The following is a 16,243-nucleotide window of genomic DNA, read 5'->3' on the forward strand; positions in this document are numbered from 1 at the left end:
TCCTTGGAGCGATCTACTGGATCGCCTCCGTCATCTTGCTCAATTGATGACACGCCCTAGGTGTTCAGTCCCGGCATTAGATGGATCGGATCGATCCTTGAACCGCTCGGGCTCGGATGTCCACTGTTTTCAGATGAATTCGTATAGTGTCAGTCCCTCAAGGGCTTTGAGCCTGCGCGCGAAGTTGTAGGCGTCGATGAAGGTGTCCAGGTTTTCTCGCAGTTGCGCGTGATCGTCGTAGTGGAAGCGTTTGACCTTGGCTTCTTTGATGGTCCGATTCATCCGCTCGACCTGTCTGTTGATCCAGGGTCAAGGGGTATTCGATGCCATGCTGTTTGCAGACGCGACTGAAGATATGCGTGAAGGCATAGCGGTCGGAGTGGCGGTTGGTGAAGTGGATGCCGTTATCCGTCAGAACCGTATGCAGGGTGAAGGGCACAGCCTGGATGATATTGCGCAGGAACTGAGCTGCAGTCAGCTTGTCGGCCGAGAGATGGAGCTCGGTGAGTGTAAATTTGGACGTTCTGGCGATGGCGACGAACAGATGGAGCTTGCCCTCGACCGTCTGCACCTGGGCGATATCAATGTGGAAGTAGCCAATCGGATAGCTTTTGAACTTCTTCTTGGCGGGTTTGTCTGCCGTGCTGTCGGGCAGCCGCGAGATGCCATGCCGTTGCAGGCAACGGTGCAGTGATGAGCGCGTCAGATGCGGGATGCTCGGCTGCAATGCATAGAGACAGTCATCCAACGGCAGCAAGGTGTGCTGGCGAAAAAAGCAACGATCGCCGTCTCATCTGCAACGGGCAATACGGTGAAAAACGGCTGCGTCGGCCCTGTCGGCAAATCGGACACCGAGTCCGTTTCTTCCACTTCGCCACCGTCTTTTGATTGATGCCGTAGCGTTTGGAAAGCGCCCTCAAGCTCTCTTGACTATGTTGTATCGCTCGACGGATCGCCTCAGTCGTGGGGGTGCTCCCGTGTAGAACCTGGCCTATAGCGCGTCCTTCCATTAGAGGGAAAAGAGTGCACCATCAAAGCCTGGGATTAAACAAATAGATATGGCTGGTCTAAGTTTTTGGGAGGAGGTCAGGACATAATCGACCGAGATATCGATCCCCAATTTCAACGCGGAGCCTTGTTTTTTCGCAGGAATTGCCTTTATCGGAATTTTGCGTGTAGTCTGGCCCGCATAGCGCTACCAATACGAGTTCCCAAGTTACGACGAAGTCTTGGAGCGATGGTTGCAATGGATACGGAAGTTCAAAGTAGTGTTATCTGTGGGATGCGCGGGACAAATGCCAGCCTAGCTTCCATTGCATGGGAGTTGTTAGTTAAGAGCGCACGCTCGGCCACTGTGGCAACGGCACACTCCCGGCAAGCGTGGGTCATCGTAGCGTTGGCAACCCTTGCAATCGCGCTCAACGCGTCCATGTTTGCGCTCATGTATGGCCTACTGGTCAAGCAACTGCCCTTTCCGGTAGACGATCGTCTGGTGACGCTCCAATTGCGCTCAGACACCCTGGGGCTGGATTTGGGCTGGTCGGTTCCCTTCCTGGAAACTGCGGGCAGCCCGGGGCAGAGCCTTCAGCGCATGGCGGCCTTCAAAACCTCCGAACCCACCCTATACAGCGATGCCGCACGGATGATCGGCAGTGTCTCGGCGGTCACCGTCAGCCCCGACATATTTCCGTTGCTAGGCATCCATCCGGTCGCTGGTCGCCTGTTGAACGCCGACGACACGAGGATCGGTGCGCCCTGCCGCGCTGTGGTAAGCGCCGACTTCCATGCGCAAATATTCGGTCGTGCTTTTGCCGAAGGAGAGCTGCTGAACGTATCGGGCGCACCTTGCCTGATTGTTGGAGTGGTTCCCGAAGGCAGCGGCTTCCCGGACGCGAAGCGTCACCTGTGGCTGCCGATGAAGATCAGCGAGCAGGATCGCTCAGCCGAGGCGGCCGGATCGTTCGGCGACCTCAAAGCGATCGCCCGTCTCGCGCCTGGGCAAAGCAGCGACGACGCCACCCAGGAGATGCGCAGGAGGCTCGCGGCCGACCGGCGCTTGGACTGGATCGTCGAGCAGGTCGCAGCAACTCCATCGGCCCGTCCCTTGCGCTTTCTGTGGGTTGGCGACCGGGTCTTCACTCTGACGTTGATGTCGCTGGCCGCGCTGATGGTGTTCGCCGTGACCACGGCAAACTTGTGCAATCTTTTCGCACTCAGCGTGATCCGTCGTCAGCACACGTTCGCGCTGATGGAGGCGCTCGGCGCAAGGCGTGCGCGAAACTTGGCGCTGATTACTTGCGAGGCCTTGTCGCTGGCCATGCTGGGGGCATTGGGTGCGTTAGCGTTGCTAGCGCCGGGCATGCGCTTTCTGCAGCGAGCGGGAATGCTCCCGGCCAATGTGCCTCAGCATGTAGGCCTGGATTTGCCGACTGTTGCCGCGATGGCGGTCATGGTGGCAGTCATCGCCGCGGCCATGACCATCGCTGCGGCGGGATTGCTGCGGCAGAACTTGGCCCAGTCGCTACGTCAGGGCGGCAATGGGCAGACCGGCTCGGCCCGCGGGGCACGATTGCGTCGTCATCTGGTTGCCGCTCAGATCGCTTGCACTCTGGTGCTGGTGTTTGGCACCGGACTGCTGATCCGCAGCTCGGACAACCTCATCGCCGAAGACATCGGCTTCGCCCGCGGTCCGGTATCGGTCGGCCAGTTGGGTGCCGACCGACGCTCCATAGACGTAAATGTCCGACCGCTGCGTCAAGCGCTGGCCGCTTGGCTGGATGAAGTAGGAAATGCACCGGGCATCCGTGAGGTCGCCTTGGCAAGCACGGCTCCGTTCGGCGACAACGTGTCACTGGCGACAATGCATATCAAGGATGGCGACGGTGGTCCAAGGGAGATCAACGCCTACGAAGTGTTCGTCAGCCAAAACTATTTCCGGGCACTGGGTCTGCCGCTGCTGCAGGGACGCGGCTTCCGTGCTCATGAAACGCGGGGTGGCGCGCCAACGATCATCGTCGATGCCACGTTCGCAAGTCGCTATTTGGGAGACGGCGATCCGTTGGGTCGTCTGGTCAGTGTCAGTGGGCCATACGGCTTACGGGACCATCGGGTTGTCGGCGTGGTCGGCGTCGCGCGCCAGCGCTCCCTTCGTTCGCGTGACGAATATGCCACTGTCTATCGGCCCATGGAAACGCCCTGGCCGCTTCCAGACATGCCAGCCGACAGCGTTTCGGTGATCGTCAACACATCTCTGCCGTTGTCGGCAGTCCGACCGATGTTGGAGCATCCGCTGCGACGATCTGCCGCTGGCCTGCGCTTCCATGAGATCAGGACCATGCAGGCGATCGTGCAGGAGACATTGGGCGATGCGCTGCGCTTGAACATGATGCTCAAGCTGTTGGTGAGCGTGGCTATGGTTTTGTCCGCTGTGGGCCTATATGCCTTGCTTGCTTTCTCTGTGGCATCCCGTACACGCGAGTTCGGTGTGCGCCTGGCGTTGGGGGGGGATCGTCGCCATTTGCTGGCCCTGGTTGGCGCCGAGGGTGCTCGCCTGTACGCCACAGCCACACTGGTCGCGCTGCCTGCTGCGCTGCTGGTTGGTCGATCGCTCTCGGACAAGTTGTTCGGTATCGATCCTTTCGATCCGCTGTTGATGCTGATTGTCCTGATGTTGTTCGGCCTAGTCTGCGCGGTAGCCAATCTCGTACCGGCGTTACAAGCCTCACGAGTGTCGCCGATGGAGGCCCTGCGTGCTGAATGAGCCAAGACCTGATCAATTCCGTGCCACCACGGATGCCCGTTGCCGGCCAGGCAACATTCAAGAAGGAGCTGAGATGAGCATGTCCAATGATGAGAAGAAGATCGCTGTCGATCGTAAGGAAGCTGCACGCAAGCTTGCCATGCGCGTGTTGACGGAGTCGGAGGCGCGCGATATCGCCGCTGCCGGTGCATTCGTGAAGGTCGGCCCACCGACCCCGGTCAAGCCGAACATCGCTTGATGAACTGACCTGCATGCGGCGCCGGTAGGCGCCGCATGCGCAAGAAACATGGCGCAGCGGCCTGTCTCTCACACGAGTACCGGTCGGACAGCTGGAGTGGCCGCATGGAAGTGCTTTCGGAAAGCCCCCGTATTTCCTCGCTGGTGGTGAATCTGAAACTGTCGGAGAAATGCAATCTCAATTGCGATTACTGCTACTACTATGCCGACGCCTATTCCGATGTACATGAGCGACCGGCGCTGCTTCGCAGCGACGTCTCGAGACAAGCCATCGCGCGGCTGGTCGAGGCAACGGAGGACTATGACATCGGTGAGCTGGCAATTGCCTTCCATGGGGGCGAGCCTACCTTGATGAATCCTCGAGCGTTCCGCGCGTTGTGCGCGGATATCGTGGAAAAGCTGAGACCCCGGGTAGGCGTGCTGCATCTCATCACTCAGACCAATGGCGTGCACCTGTCAGATGACTGGCTGGAGGTCGCGCGCGAATTCGATGTGCACATAGGAGTCAGCCTCGATGGTCCTCGGGACTACAACGATATTCATCGCCTCGATCACAAAGGGCGCGGTTCTTACGACCGGATCGAGCGCACCCTGCAACGGCTGCAGCGCGCCGCACGGGAGGGACACATCCGGCCAATCAGCCTGATCGCGGTACTCAATCCCGATTTCGACTATGGGCGCGTCTACGATCATTTCGTGGATACGCTGGGCGTGGGGTTGCTGAACTTCCTGTTGCCGGACCATAGCTGGGATAGCCTCAGCGCAGACAGCGTGGAGATGGACAGATTCGGTGACGCGCTGTGCCTTATGTTCGAGCGTTGGTTGCTGACCGGTCAGGACAATGTCTACGTGAAGCAGTTCAGCGATGTTCTGCACCGGATTGCATTGCATCGCCGTGGGGTGGCATTGGATATGTCGGCGGTCAATCTGGTCATCCACAGTGACGGCGATATGGCATTGAACGACTCCTACATGGCGGCCTTGGCATGGTTTCGAACGCAGCAGCATTTCAACGTGCGAACCGCCAGCTTTCGCCAATGGATGAACCAGCCGATCATGAGGGAGATCGAACGCGCGTACCGAACCTTGCCTGATCAGTGCATGGGCTGCAGGCACAAAGCGATCTGCCGGGGCGGCGAGTTGGAACACCGCTTCAGCAGTGACGCCGGATTCAACAACCGCTCGGTGTACTGCAGTGTCTTGAAGCGCCTGTACGACACCATCCAGGCCGCGTTGGCGGAAGGTGATCGCCATGCCAATGCCGCCGTCGTGGAGGTGGCTCATGCCTGAGCAGCCGGATCGTTGCCTCAACGCGTGGGTGGCCGAGCAGCGTGCTGCGGGCATCAATCCAGAGGAATCCATGTCCACTTTGGTGGCCAGTGGCTTTCATCGCTTTTCTGCTCGCGATGCCGTGTTGCCGCTCTCTGGTTCCAGGGCACCTTTGGATGCCGGCGGCTCGCGGGGTAGCCTGGCGTCGTCTCGTGACCTCGGCGACCGTACCGTGCGCGTGATGCTTTCCTGTCGCCGGCCGGATCTCACCGTAGTCCGGGATTTCGTGAACGAGGCCGAGGCAGGATCACTTATCCACGCTTCCGTCGCTCGCCTGCTTCCGTCTCAGGTGGTCGATGTGGACGCCAAAGATGGTGCTGGTCACGTGTCGCGTGCGCGCACCAGCCACAGCATGTACTTCGCCCCCGGCGAGAACGCTGAGGTGCGTGCGCTTGAGGCGCGCGCAGCTCTTCTGGCAGGCCGCGATGCATGCTGCGCCGAGCCAGTGCAAGTGGTTCGGTACACGCCGGGCACTGGTGTTGAGAATCATCAGGACTACTTCGATGTACGCGATCCGTCATCGGCGGCGCATCTGGGGCGCCGTGGACAACGCGTAGCGACGGTGCTGGTCTATCTCAATACGCCGCAGGCAGGCGGGGAGACGGTGTTTGCCGATCCTCAGTTGGAAATTATCGCGAACCTCGGTACCGCAGTTCATTTCGCGTTCCCCACAGCCAGCGAGTTGGACCTGGCGCTGCATAGCGGCGCACCGGTAATTTTGGGCGAGAAGTGGATCGCCACGATCTGGTTCCGCGACCAACCCCAGAGCATGACCCCAATGGAGCCCATTGCATGAATGACCGGATCAGCGAGTTGAATCGTTCCGCTGGATCCTCCGTCGATGACGTCCATGTCCTGGGAGGTCGCGATCACTTGCTCGTTCCATGCGCGCTGCCCCCCGCGATGTGCCAGTTGTTCGAGCGATATGCCCTGCTGCATCTCAATAGCACGGACTACTTTACGCACGACGAGCCTACACAGTCGCTAGGGCGTTACGCCGACGCGCTGGGCGAGTCGATGCTCATTCAGTTGCAGCCGGAACTTGAGCGGCTGACCGGTCGACGTTTGCTGCCCACTTATTCGTTTCTGCGCTTCTACACAAGTGGTTCGTCGCTGACCCGGCACACCGATCGCGATGCTTGCGAGTTCAGCGCCACCCTCACGTTAGGCTACTCCGGTGCATCGATCTGGCCGGTCTGGGTGCATTCGCTAAGTGAGGACAAGCCAGTATTGCTGGATGTGGGAGACATGCTGCTCTATCGCGGCATTGACGTTCCGCATTGGCGTGAGCCGCTGGAGGGGGGCTACTGGCTACAGTTGTTTGTTCACTATGTCGATGCCAGTGGCCCGCACGCCAAGCGGGTGTTCGACGAACGCAATAGCATCGGGCCGAACAATACCTGGGCCGCCGTCGCTGCGGAGCAGGTCGCGAAGACGCCATGAACTCTCCATCGGTATGGCCCTCGCCGAGCGAAATGCCACAGTCGCAGGCACAGCCTGGGGATGGCTTGTGGCGCAGTCATGGCTCCATCGTGCTGGACGGCCGCCGTGTACGGCTGATAGCGAGGATGCGTGCGCCCAGGCTCATCCTGCTGGACGATGTGTTGGACCCTGACGAATGCGCTGCGTTGATCGAACTGGCGCGACCGCGCTTGGCCCGTTCGCAAATCATCAATACAGGCGACAGGGCCGCAAGCGCTATTGCCAGCTATACCCGCACCAGCCAGAGCACATTCATCACTCCGCGAGAGTCTGCCCTGGTGGCCGCCATCGAACGACGGATCGCGGCGCTGCTGGAATGGCCGGTGGATCATCTGGAGCATATTCAAGTGGTGCGCTACGGTGCCGGGGCTGACTTCGTGCCGCACCATGACTACTTCGACATAGGCCTGTCTGCTACCGAGGCACTGCTGCAGCGGGGTGGCAATCGCATCGGCAGCATGCTTCTCTACCTCAATGTCCCAGAGTCGGGTGGAACGACCGTGTTCTCCGATGTCGAGATCGATGTGGTTCCGCAGTGCGGCTCGGCGCTTTATTTCGGTTACCCTCATCCCGATCCATCTTCGTTGACGCTGCACGCGGGCGCCCCGGTGTTGGCGGGTGAGAAATGGTTGGCGACCTTCTTCGTTCGCGAGTCGCTGATGCACCGCCGTCCGCCGAGTGAAATGCTTAGTGCATGTGAGCAAGGGTCATCGCATGGATGAGTTGGGTCTGCTGGCAGAAGATTTTGCCTGTGCCACCCATTCAAGCGCCCCGGACATCATCGGTGTCCTTGCGGCCACCCGGTTGGCCGCTTCGCGGGTGCGCCTGTCAGCGCGCCTGCGCGGAGCAGGTCAGGAGAAGCTAGCCGAAGCCCTTGAGGCACTCGATCTGCCGGAGACTGCGACCTGGCGGCCTGAGATTGGACTTGTGGAGTCGGCTGGAGAGCAAGTGGTTGCGCTTTGCCAGGGCGCACTGCAGTGGGCCATTGCGACGTTCGCATGCGGGCAGCAGGGTCGGTTCAGCGCGCAACTGGCTGGCGCCGGGCGGGTATTCCTGGATGGCTACCTGATCGATGTGGAAGGCACTGTGTCCGTACAAGCCGACGGGCAAGTGCTGCTCGTGCAGGATGCACGCAGCAAACACGCATTCCAGGCACACGCAGGCAGGTGGATGCTCTGCAAAAATGACAGCATTCAGCGTGCGTGGCCAGTGGGGCATATCGGTCATGACCAAGGCTTCTACGTCGTTCGCACAGGGGTGAGCAATGCCTCGCATGGCTTTCCATGGCCTGACCAGCAGCGTGGGCCATTACCCCCGGTTGCGGATGAGGCGGCGATCGATGCCGCGGTTCGGCGCGTCGAGGCGGCACACGCGCTGCTCGCTAGCGCTGGCGGTGAACATCTCAGTTGGGTGCGGGGTGGGCTTGCCGGCTACCTGCTGCTTGCAGGGCCAGGGCTGAATGACGCGAGAGTCCACGGCAGCAGTGCCTTTCCCGGTCTGTTAGCACTCGACCCTCCGGACGATCCGGTGCATTGCGCTGAGCTGATCGTGCAGGAGACTTCCAGACAGTACGTGGCCGCGTTCCTCATGGTGGCCGCGTTGTTGCGCGAAGACCAGGAAGCCGCCTTTTATTCACCGCTCAAGCGAAGTTATGAAACCATGGGGCGGGTGATCATAGGTGCGCATGCGGTGGGAAATGTTCTACTCTTCCAACAGCATCTCGCACGTACAAACAGGCTAGACAAAGCAGCAATGGGGCGGCGCGACATGCAGCGTATCTGGTTTGAAAGCCACTACATGCGCGCGCTCGATGCGTGCACGAACCTCACTGAGGCCGGCAGGCGGCTGTGGGCCCAGCTCAGGGCATCGGTGATTGAAAGTGGCGTGTTGTCCCACCAAGGGTGACTACGAGGAGTCTATTGCGTATGCGTGATGTGGTGCTTTCTGTGTGTCTTACTTTGGCCCTGGGCGGATGCGCCAGCGTGGGGCCGGCCGAACCGCCACCCGTTGCGGCGCGCGGTGGTCAGGTCGGAATGAACGAGATCAGTGATGAACTGGTCGTCAGCCATCGCATGGTGTTGGCCGATAACGAGTCGTTCATTCCTCCTTTGGAGGATGAGGGCAATCAGCCCCCCGCATATCCTCCATCCCTGCTCGGACAGGCCCTGCCGCCGAGCACCGTCTGTTTGCAGGTGGTTGTTGGAGCCGACGGCCGGGTACCGGCGAGCACGCCTCTGGAGCAGCCGCCGCGCTGCCCTACGAGTGCTTCGCTTGATCCCCTCATGTTGCAGGCGGCCCGCTCGGCCGTTGCGATGTGGCGTTTCGAGCCAGGATTGCGCTGCTTGTTCCCGGACCTGGAAACCAAGCGCACGACATATGGCAGTTGCGGTGAGTCGCCTTCGCGAGCCGAGCCGGTAACGCTCACCTATCGCTTCATCTTCGAGCAGCGTGACGGCAAGGGCACGGTGCGCATGGGTGGGGGCGAATGATGCGGCATGACGGTACCGCAGATGGATGAGCAGCGTGTTGGGGGAGGCGCACGGCGCAGGCGTCAGCGCATCGTCGTGTTGTCCGTAATCGTCGCGGTGTTGTCGGCGATCACCGTAGTGGTGTTGGTCGCTGGCCGCAAAGACGCAGTGGTGCCGCGCTCGAACGTGCTGATCGGTATGGTGGAGCGGGGCCCGATGCTGCTCAGCGTCCGCGGAACGGGCAACCTCGTGCCACGTCATACTCGTTGGCTCACGGCCGAAACGGATGTGCGTGTGGAACGCATCGTGGTATTTCCCGGAACCCGGGTGAAAGCCGATACCGTGATCCTCGAACTGCACAATGGCCGTGTGCAAGATGATTACCTTGCTGCCGAGATGCAGTACCAAGCTGCGGTGCTGGACCATCGGGTCAAGCAAACCGAGTTGCGCGTGCAGTCGCTGCAGGCACGCGCCGAGTTGGGCAAGGTGGAAAGCGAACTGGCCGCTGCGCGGGCGCAGGAAAAGATCGAACGGATGGCGCTGGACAAAGACGTCATCCCCCGCATCCAGTATCAGAAGACTGAGATCGACTTGGCGCAGTTGATCAGCCGTCAACAGGTCGAGAAGGCACGCGTGGCCGAGATCGACGCAAACGCGCAGGCGAGCCTGCAGTCCGATACGTTGCGGGTGTCGCAGCTGAAAAACACAATGGATCTGCGCCGACGGGAGGTCGACGCCCTGCGAGTGCGGGCTGGCGTGGAAGGTGTGGTACAGCGCGTGCTGGTGGAGGAAGGGCAGCAGGTGCCCGAAGGAACCAAGGTGGCACTCGTCTCGCGCCCGCAAGAACTGGAGGCTGAACTGCGGATCCCCGAGACCGAGGCCCGCGACCTGCAGCCAGGCCAGGCCGCCTTGGTCGATACCCGCAACGGCAAGATGGCCGGCACCCTGTCGCGCATCGACCCGGAAGTGGTGGATGGAACCGTCAAGGTACGCATTGCGTTTAGCGACACGCTGGTGCCAGGCGCACGTCCCGACCTCTCCGTGGATGGCACGATCACGCTGGGGCGCTTGGCGGACGTGTTGTTCGTACGCACTCCCGTCAATGCGCAACGCGATAGCCAAGCCCAGCTGTTCAAGGTGCAAGGCGACATTGCACAGCGCGTGCCGGTGACGATCGGCCATGAATCCAGTCGTTTCGTGGAGATCAAGGGTGGATTGAAACAGGGCGATCGCGTCATCCTTTCCGATATGAGTGCCTACGATGACCAGTCCCGCCTGCGCCTGGACTGAGCAAGCCAACGGAGCGTCACCGGTCATCCGCCTGCGAGGGTTGCAGCGGACCTTCCAGACCGATGAGGCGCTCACCCATGCGTTGTGCGACGTCGCACTGGACATCGCCTCTGGCGAGTTCGTCTCGATCACGGGGCCATCCGGCTGCGGCAAGTCCACGCTGATGTCCATTCTCGGCATTCTGGATACGCCGACGGCGGGCAGCTACATGCTTCGCGGACAGGAAGTGGCGCACATGTTCGAGGCCGACCGCGCACGCACGCGCAACCGGCACATCGGGTACATCTTCCAGTCGTTCAATTTGATCGGCGACCTCAGTGTGCTGGACAACGTCACCCTGCCGCTGAAGCTTCGCGGAGGGGTACCAGGCAAGGAGCGGTGCGAACGCGGCATGGCGGCGCTGAAGCGGGTGGAGATGGCGCACCGCGCCAAGCACCTGCCGGCGCAGCTTTCTGGTGGGCAGCAGCAACGTGTGGCCATTGCCCGCGCCCTGGTGGGCGAGCCTTCGATCGTGTTGGCGGACGAGCCCACCGGCAACTTGGACTCGCGCAGTGGTGCGATGGTGATGGACATGCTCCAAGAACTACACGCTGCAGGCGTGACGCTATGCATGGTGACGCACGATGCACACTTCGCCGCCATGGCGCAGCGCTGCGTGCACATGAGCGATGGCCGCATCGTCGGCTGATGCGTTATTCCCTGATGGATGCAGAGTAAGGAGGGGCGATGGGAGTTTTCAGGGAAGAAGCCGTGGCCGCCCGAAGCGCGCGGCATGCCCTTGGCGCGGTTCGCATGGCTACGCCGCGGTCCTTGCGGCTGCTGGTGGCCGCAGGCATTGCGTCGACCATTCTACTGCTGAGCGTTGGCCTGTCACTGCCTTACGGGCGATCGCTGACGGCCGCTGGCGAGGTGCTGGCGCATAACGGGAGAGAGGGCACCGTGCAGGCATGGGTCAGCGAATCCGCCGTGCCCGATATCCTTCCGGGCATGGCCGCCCGTGTGCATTACCGAGCCCTACCCCGTGGCACGCAGCAATGGGACGGCGGCGTAGTCACGGATGTGTCAAGGGTGCCAAGAAATGGACCGCAGAGAGGGCTGTACAGAGTGGAGATACATGTGTCGCCGGCAGACCGCACGGATGGCCGATATCTCTCCGCGGGGATGATCGTTGATGTCCGTCTGCTGACGCAGCGGCGTCCCATGTACCGCTGGGTGTTTGGGGGGATGACACAATGAGCGCTGTGCTTGGCTTTGGTTGGCGCAGGCGCCTGCCGGTCATCCTGCAGACAGAGACCATCGAATGCGGTCTGGCCTGCATGGTCATGATCGCCTCATACCACGGGCGGCACAGTGATCTATCGGAACTGCGGCGTCGCTTCCCGCTGTCGCTCAACGGCACGACACTAAGCCATTTGATGGAAATCGGTGCCGCGCTTGGCATGCGTTCTCGGGCGCTTCGGCTTGAGCCTGAAGACCTGCAGGAACTGCGGATGCCATGCATCGTTCATTGGGACATGGAGCACTACGTCGTGCTTTGGGCCTGTCGGCGCAATGGCGTAGTCATCCATGACCCGGTACATGGCCGGCGCGAACTCTCGCACGCCGAATTTTCGCGGCATTTCACCGGTATCGCGCTGGAGTTGGAGCCGATTGCAGAGTTCAAGCCGCCGTTGCGTCCTGCACGCGTCGGGATCCTGCGGTTAACCGGCAACCTGGGCGGCATCAAGCGTTCTCTGGGCGTGCTGGCGTTATTGGCGCTTTGCCTGGAAACGATGGCACTGTTGGCGCCGTTGCTGGTGCAGGTGATCACCGACGTTGCGCTGCCCTTCCAAGACAGCGACCTGCTGAATTTGCTGGGCTTGGGCTTCCTCATCATGATGGTGTTGCACGCCAGCATCGGCGCGTTGCGGAGTTGGTGCGTCGCTCGGCTTGGAGTCAGCCTGAATTACGGGTGGAGTGTCAACGTGTTCACCCACTTGGTATCGTTGCCGCAGCGCTATTTCGAGCGCCGCCAACTTGGTGACCTGCAGAACCGCTTTAGCTCCATCGCCGACATCCAGAAGACGTTGACGAGCCGCTTCATCGAGGGCCTTCTTGATGGGGTGATGGCGCTGCTGACGCTGGCGCTCATGCTGCTGTATTCGCCGCTGTTGACCGTGATTACGGTGGTTTCTTTCTGCCTCTACACGTTGGCCAAGGTGGTGTCCTTCGGTTGGATGCGCGAGGCGCAGCACGGACACTTGATGTCGCAAGCGCTCCAGCAGTCACATTTCCTTGAGGTGATGCGCGGAATGCAGGCCGTCCGCCTACACAACCGTGGCGCGATCCACGCAGGCCTGTATGCCAACAAGGCAGTGGACACTCTGAACCGGGAGATCGAAGTACAACGGTTGGCCATCCTGCTGGACATGTTCAAGTTTGTGGCCTTCAACTTGCAGCGTGTCCTCATCCTGTGGATTGGTTCGTCCATGGTGCTTGAGGGGACACTGACCGCGGGCATGCTGATCGCGTTCTTCGTGTTCAGTTACCAGTTCACCACCCGTGCTGGAGCGCTGGCCGACTACCTAGCTGAGTTTCGCATGCTGGATCTGCACGCCGAGCGTTTGGCCGACATCGTGCTAGAGACGCCGGAAGAGGGGCTCCGTGCCCAAGATCCCGCACAGCCAAAGGATCACGGACTAGAGTTGCGAGATGTTTCATTCCGCTATGGTTCCGGTGAAGAATTGGTTTTGGACCACTGCAACCTGCAGGTGCGAGACGGAGAATCGGTGGCAATCACAGGCGCCTCGGGCTGTGGCAAGACGACGTTGATCAAGGTGGTTGTCGGGCTGCTGGATGCCGAGCAGGGTGCCGTGCTCGTCGGTGGGCGGACCCTGCAGCAAATCGGCAAGCACGCGTTGCGTGCGATGGTGGGCACAGTGATGCAGGACGATCAACTCTTCAATGGTTCCATCCTGGACAACATCCGCATGTTCGACAATGGGCCGGCGGATGGCAGTGCGGAGGAAGTCGCACGATTGGCAGGCGTGCATGAGGACATTGTGGCGATGCCGATGGGCTACTACACGCTGATCGGCGACATGGGTTCCTCGCTGTCCGGTGGCCAGAAGCAGCGGATCGTCTTGGCGCGGGCCCTCTACAAGAAGCCTCGCATTTTGCTGCTGGACGAGGCCACAAGTCATCTTGACGTGCATCGCGAGCAGCAAGTCAATGCTGCCTTGGCCCGGCTGACAATAACCCGCGTCATCATTGCCCATCGACCCGAGACCATTGCCTCGGCAGACCGGGTACTGGAGCTTCGTGCAGGCAGGTTGCACGAAGTAGACCGTAATGCCAGCTCAGGTTTGGAACGGAATGAGCACTCTGTATCGGCGCAATCGGACTAGATTGCTAGGTACACGTGCGGCAGGTTGCCGTGGATGCATACACACTTATATGGCCTGCTCGGCCACTACTTGCATGTGACGGCGTGTGCGGTGCCAAGGGAAGGTCTGAACAAAGCAGCCTGATCTGACACAATCGATCAATGGCCTGAGCGGACCACTTCGATGGAGTTGACGTTTAGCGATGCGGAGTACAGCGACAAGCGCAGCGTCCATGCAATTTGGGGGGCATTAATGGGGGCATTTTGTAGCTTTATTGATCTCAACTCCTTTTTAGATCATTGGCTTGTTTCAAAGGTTCGAATCCCTCCGGGTAATTGCACGGCAGTGCTGCGGCGTTGCGCGGGTGAGCAGCCGCTTCAGACCGGGCGGCGTGTCCGGTGGCGCCCGGTAATCCACTTGATCGCCGCGCTGAGCGCGACCACATGGGTGGTGGCCTCCAGCGCGCCATGCACACGGATAAAGCGCATCAGCACGGCGCAGACGGTGCTGACGAGATCCGCCAGGACGAGATGGGCGATCAGTTTGTCCATTAGGTGCCGGGATTGGGGAGTTGTCGTCAGGGATTCGGAGCGGCGGCGTTGCGGCGTCGTGGTGCGCACCCACACTGTAGGTGTGCCGCGCTTGAGATTGCGGAAACACCGGGACCGATCCTTCTTCCGTCGGGAGAAGGTGCCCGAAGGGCGGATGAGGGTACGGCCGTTCGACGTTGCGCCATCCGTCGCTTTGACCAAATGACGGCGTTACAGGACTCGTCGATCAACTCACCGGACGCCGCGACGCAAACACTGCAGCGGCGCGTCGTATCAGCGCGCTTCGATAACGCATCGCGCAGCGGAGCCAACCAACACTGCCCACCCCTAAAAACAGCCGGCATCACTGCCGGCCGTTCTACCCCTCTATGCGCCCGGAAAGTCAAAGAATCAGGGACCCATGCTCTTGCAATTCCCAATTCCCAATTCCCGATTCCTCACCCCAACTCGATGCAATCGAAGCTGACATCCGTCGCCACATCGGCGTCGTAATCCACATCGTCGCGCTCGAAGCCGAACAGCTTGAGGAACTCGTGCTTGTAGCCGGCGTAGTCGGTGAGCTGGAACAGGTTCTCGGTGGTGACCTGCGGCCACAGCGCCTTGCAGGCATCCTGCACGTCGTCGCGCAGTTCCCAGTCGTCCAGGCGCAGGCGGTTTTCGTCGTCCACCTCGGCCGGCTGGCCGTCTTCGCGGTACAGGCGCTCGCGGAACAGGCGGTCGAGCTGTTCGATGGTGCCTTCGTGCAGGCCCTTTTCCTTCATGATCTTGTAGACCATGGAGATGTACAGCGGCATCACCGGGATGGCCGCGCTGGCCTGGGTGACCACCGACTTGAGCACCGCCACGTTGGCGCCGCCACCACGCTGGGCCAGGCGCGCGTTCAAGCGCTGCGCGGTGTGGTCCAGATCCACCTTGGCCTTGCCGAGTGCGCCATGCCAGTAGATCGGCCAGGTGATCTCGGTGCCGATATAGCTGAAGGCCACGCTGCGTGCGCCGTCGGCGAGCACGCCGGCGCCGTCCAGCGCGTCGATCCACAGTTCCCAATCCTGCCCACCCATCACGGTGATGGTGTCTTCGATCTCCTGCGCGCTGGCCGGCTCGATCGAGGCCTGGATGATGCTGTCCTTGTTGGTGTCGATGGCGGTGGCGGTGTAGGTCTGGCCGATCGGCTTGAGCGCCGAGCGCTTGACTTCACCGCTGCCCGGCAGCTTGCGCACCGGCGAGGCCAGCGAATACACCACCAGATCGACCTGCCCGCCCATTTCGGTCTTGATCAGCTCGATCACCTGCGCGCGCGCCGCGTCCGAAAACGCATCGCCGTTGATCGACTTGCTATACAGTCCGGCGGCCTTGGCATGCTTGTCGAACGCGGCCGAGTTGTACCAGCCGGCGGTACCGGCCTTGGTGGCGGTGCCGGGCTTTTCGAAGAACACGCCCAGCGTGTCGGCACCGAAGCCGAACGCGGCGGTGATGCGCGAGGCCAGGCCGTAACCGCTGGACGCACCGATCACCAGCACCTTCTTGGGGCCGTCGTGATGCACGCCGCGCGCGCGCGTGGCGGCGATCTGCTCGAGCACATTGCGCTCGCAGCCAAGCGGATGCGTGGTGGTGCAGATGAAACCGCGCACTTTGGGATGGATGATCAACGTGGACTCCTGGTCAGCAAGATGCTGGCGGCATCTTAGTGCGTGTGGCGCGCGCGAAACAGCCTGATGCACAACACACGCTGCTGTATGGAGACGCACCTGGCGGCGATGCCAG

At 61.1% G+C, this 16,243-nt stretch carries 13 protein-coding genes and 1 pseudogene; 11 read left to right on the top strand and 3 right to left on the bottom strand.

Annotation, left to right across the window (positions count from 1 at the left end; translation table 11 throughout):
- Positions 1 to 56: 56 nt before the first annotated feature.
- Positions 57 to 995: pseudogene (locus OZ10_RS20450) on the bottom strand (IS481 family transposase).
- A 287-nt stretch (positions 996 to 1,282) separates the two neighbouring features.
- Here OZ10_RS20450 and OZ10_RS00645 point away from each other — a divergent pair.
- The 11 genes from OZ10_RS00645 (at position 1,283) to OZ10_RS00695 (ending at position 13,952) form a co-directional block, all read left to right on the top strand.
- A complete protein-coding gene (locus OZ10_RS00645; RefSeq protein WP_267483799.1) occupies positions 1,283 to 3,760 on the top strand; it encodes an ABC transporter permease in 2,478 nt (825 codons plus the stop codon).
- Positions 3,761 to 3,833: 73 nt separating this feature from the next.
- The gene (locus OZ10_RS22470; protein WP_158002154.1) at positions 3,834 to 3,998 is read left to right on the top strand and encodes a hypothetical protein; all 165 of its coding nucleotides are present in this window, start codon (positions 3,834 to 3,836) and stop codon (positions 3,996 to 3,998) included.
- Positions 3,999 to 4,102: 104 nt separating this feature from the next.
- Entirely contained in the window at positions 4,103 to 5,287 is a 1,185-nt protein-coding gene (locus OZ10_RS00650) for a radical SAM protein (RefSeq protein WP_158002155.1), read from the top strand.
- Complete coding sequence (locus OZ10_RS00655) at positions 5,280 to 6,122, top strand: 2OG-Fe(II) oxygenase (RefSeq protein WP_052209926.1); 843 nt, start codon at positions 5,280 to 5,282, stop codon at positions 6,120 to 6,122. Before OZ10_RS00650 ends, OZ10_RS00655 begins: the two co-directional genes overlap by 8 nt.
- Complete coding sequence (locus OZ10_RS20330; protein WP_139051249.1) at positions 6,119 to 6,769, top strand: hypothetical protein; 651 nt, start codon at positions 6,119 to 6,121, stop codon at positions 6,767 to 6,769. Before OZ10_RS00655 ends, OZ10_RS20330 begins: the two co-directional genes overlap by 4 nt.
- A complete protein-coding gene (locus tag OZ10_RS00665) occupies positions 6,766 to 7,530 on the top strand; it encodes a prolyl hydroxylase family protein (protein ID WP_081419199.1) in 765 nt (254 codons plus the stop codon). The genes OZ10_RS20330 and OZ10_RS00665 overlap by 4 nt, the downstream gene beginning before the upstream one ends.
- Positions 7,523 to 8,713 carry an aKG-HExxH-type peptide beta-hydroxylase gene (locus OZ10_RS00670; RefSeq protein ID WP_039563660.1) on the top strand — a complete coding sequence of 397 codons (1,191 nt, stop codon included), beginning with the start codon at positions 7,523 to 7,525 and terminating at the stop codon, positions 8,711 to 8,713. Before OZ10_RS00665 ends, OZ10_RS00670 begins: the two co-directional genes overlap by 8 nt.
- Before the next feature lie 128 nt (positions 8,714 to 8,841).
- On the top strand, positions 8,842 to 9,297 hold the full coding sequence (locus OZ10_RS00675) for an energy transducer TonB (RefSeq protein ID WP_052209929.1): 456 nt from the start codon (positions 8,842 to 8,844) through the stop codon (positions 9,295 to 9,297).
- Between the two features lie 6 nt (positions 9,298 to 9,303).
- The gene (locus OZ10_RS00680) at positions 9,304 to 10,566 is read left to right on the top strand and encodes an efflux RND transporter periplasmic adaptor subunit (RefSeq protein ID WP_052209930.1); all 1,263 of its coding nucleotides are present in this window, start codon (positions 9,304 to 9,306) and stop codon (positions 10,564 to 10,566) included.
- A complete protein-coding gene (locus OZ10_RS00685; protein ID WP_052209931.1) occupies positions 10,538 to 11,254 on the top strand; it encodes an ABC transporter ATP-binding protein in 717 nt (238 codons plus the stop codon). Before OZ10_RS00680 ends, OZ10_RS00685 begins: the two co-directional genes overlap by 29 nt.
- A gap of 544 nt (positions 11,255 to 11,798) precedes the next feature.
- Positions 11,799 to 13,952, top strand: coding sequence for a peptidase domain-containing ABC transporter (locus tag OZ10_RS00695; RefSeq protein WP_052209932.1), 2,154 nt, complete (start codon positions 11,799 to 11,801; stop codon positions 13,950 to 13,952).
- Between the two features lie 356 nt (positions 13,953 to 14,308).
- Here the strand turns inward: OZ10_RS00695 and OZ10_RS22640 are convergent, their stop codons facing one another.
- Positions 14,309 to 14,482 carry a hypothetical protein gene (locus OZ10_RS22640; RefSeq protein ID WP_202902969.1) on the bottom strand — a complete coding sequence of 58 codons (174 nt, stop codon included), beginning with the start codon at positions 14,480 to 14,482 and terminating at the stop codon, positions 14,309 to 14,311.
- 437 nt (positions 14,483 to 14,919) lie between these two features.
- Entirely contained in the window at positions 14,920 to 16,128 is a 1,209-nt protein-coding gene (gene fabV, locus OZ10_RS00700) for an enoyl-ACP reductase FabV (protein WP_039563661.1), read from the bottom strand.
- Positions 16,129 to 16,243 lie beyond the last annotated feature (115 nt).

The organism is Xanthomonas cannabis pv. cannabis, assembly GCF_000802365.1.
Taxonomy (GTDB): domain Bacteria; phylum Pseudomonadota; class Gammaproteobacteria; order Xanthomonadales; family Xanthomonadaceae; genus Xanthomonas; species Xanthomonas cannabis.

What these genes read in the sequence shown, in the direction of transcription:
- OZ10_RS00645 (WP_267483799.1), top strand. Translation starts at nt 1,283, where the DNA reads ATGCGCGGGACAAATGCCAGCCTAGCTTCCATTGCATGGGAGTTGTTA.
- OZ10_RS22470 (WP_158002154.1), top strand. Translation starts at nt 3,834, where the DNA reads ATGAGCATGTCCAATGATGAGAAGAAGATCGCTGTCGATCGTAAGGAA.
- OZ10_RS00650 (WP_158002155.1), top strand. Translation starts at nt 4,103, where the DNA reads ATGGAAGTGCTTTCGGAAAGCCCCCGTATTTCCTCGCTGGTGGTGAAT.
- OZ10_RS00655 (WP_052209926.1), top strand. Translation starts at nt 5,280, where the DNA reads ATGCCTGAGCAGCCGGATCGTTGCCTCAACGCGTGGGTGGCCGAGCAG.
- OZ10_RS20330 (WP_139051249.1), top strand. Translation starts at nt 6,119, where the DNA reads ATGAATGACCGGATCAGCGAGTTGAATCGTTCCGCTGGATCCTCCGTC.
- OZ10_RS00665 (WP_081419199.1), top strand. Translation starts at nt 6,766, where the DNA reads ATGAACTCTCCATCGGTATGGCCCTCGCCGAGCGAAATGCCACAGTCG.
- OZ10_RS00670 (WP_039563660.1), top strand. Translation starts at nt 7,523, where the DNA reads ATGGATGAGTTGGGTCTGCTGGCAGAAGATTTTGCCTGTGCCACCCAT.
- OZ10_RS00675 (WP_052209929.1), top strand. Translation starts at nt 8,842, where the DNA reads ATGAACGAGATCAGTGATGAACTGGTCGTCAGCCATCGCATGGTGTTG.
- OZ10_RS00680 (WP_052209930.1), top strand. Translation starts at nt 9,304, where the DNA reads ATGACGGTACCGCAGATGGATGAGCAGCGTGTTGGGGGAGGCGCACGG.
- OZ10_RS00685 (WP_052209931.1), top strand. Translation starts at nt 10,538, where the DNA reads ATGACCAGTCCCGCCTGCGCCTGGACTGAGCAAGCCAACGGAGCGTCA.
- OZ10_RS00695 (WP_052209932.1), top strand. Translation starts at nt 11,799, where the DNA reads ATGAGCGCTGTGCTTGGCTTTGGTTGGCGCAGGCGCCTGCCGGTCATC.
- OZ10_RS22640 (WP_202902969.1), bottom strand. Translation starts at nt 14,482, where the DNA reads ATGGACAAACTGATCGCCCATCTCGTCCTGGCGGATCTCGTCAGCACC.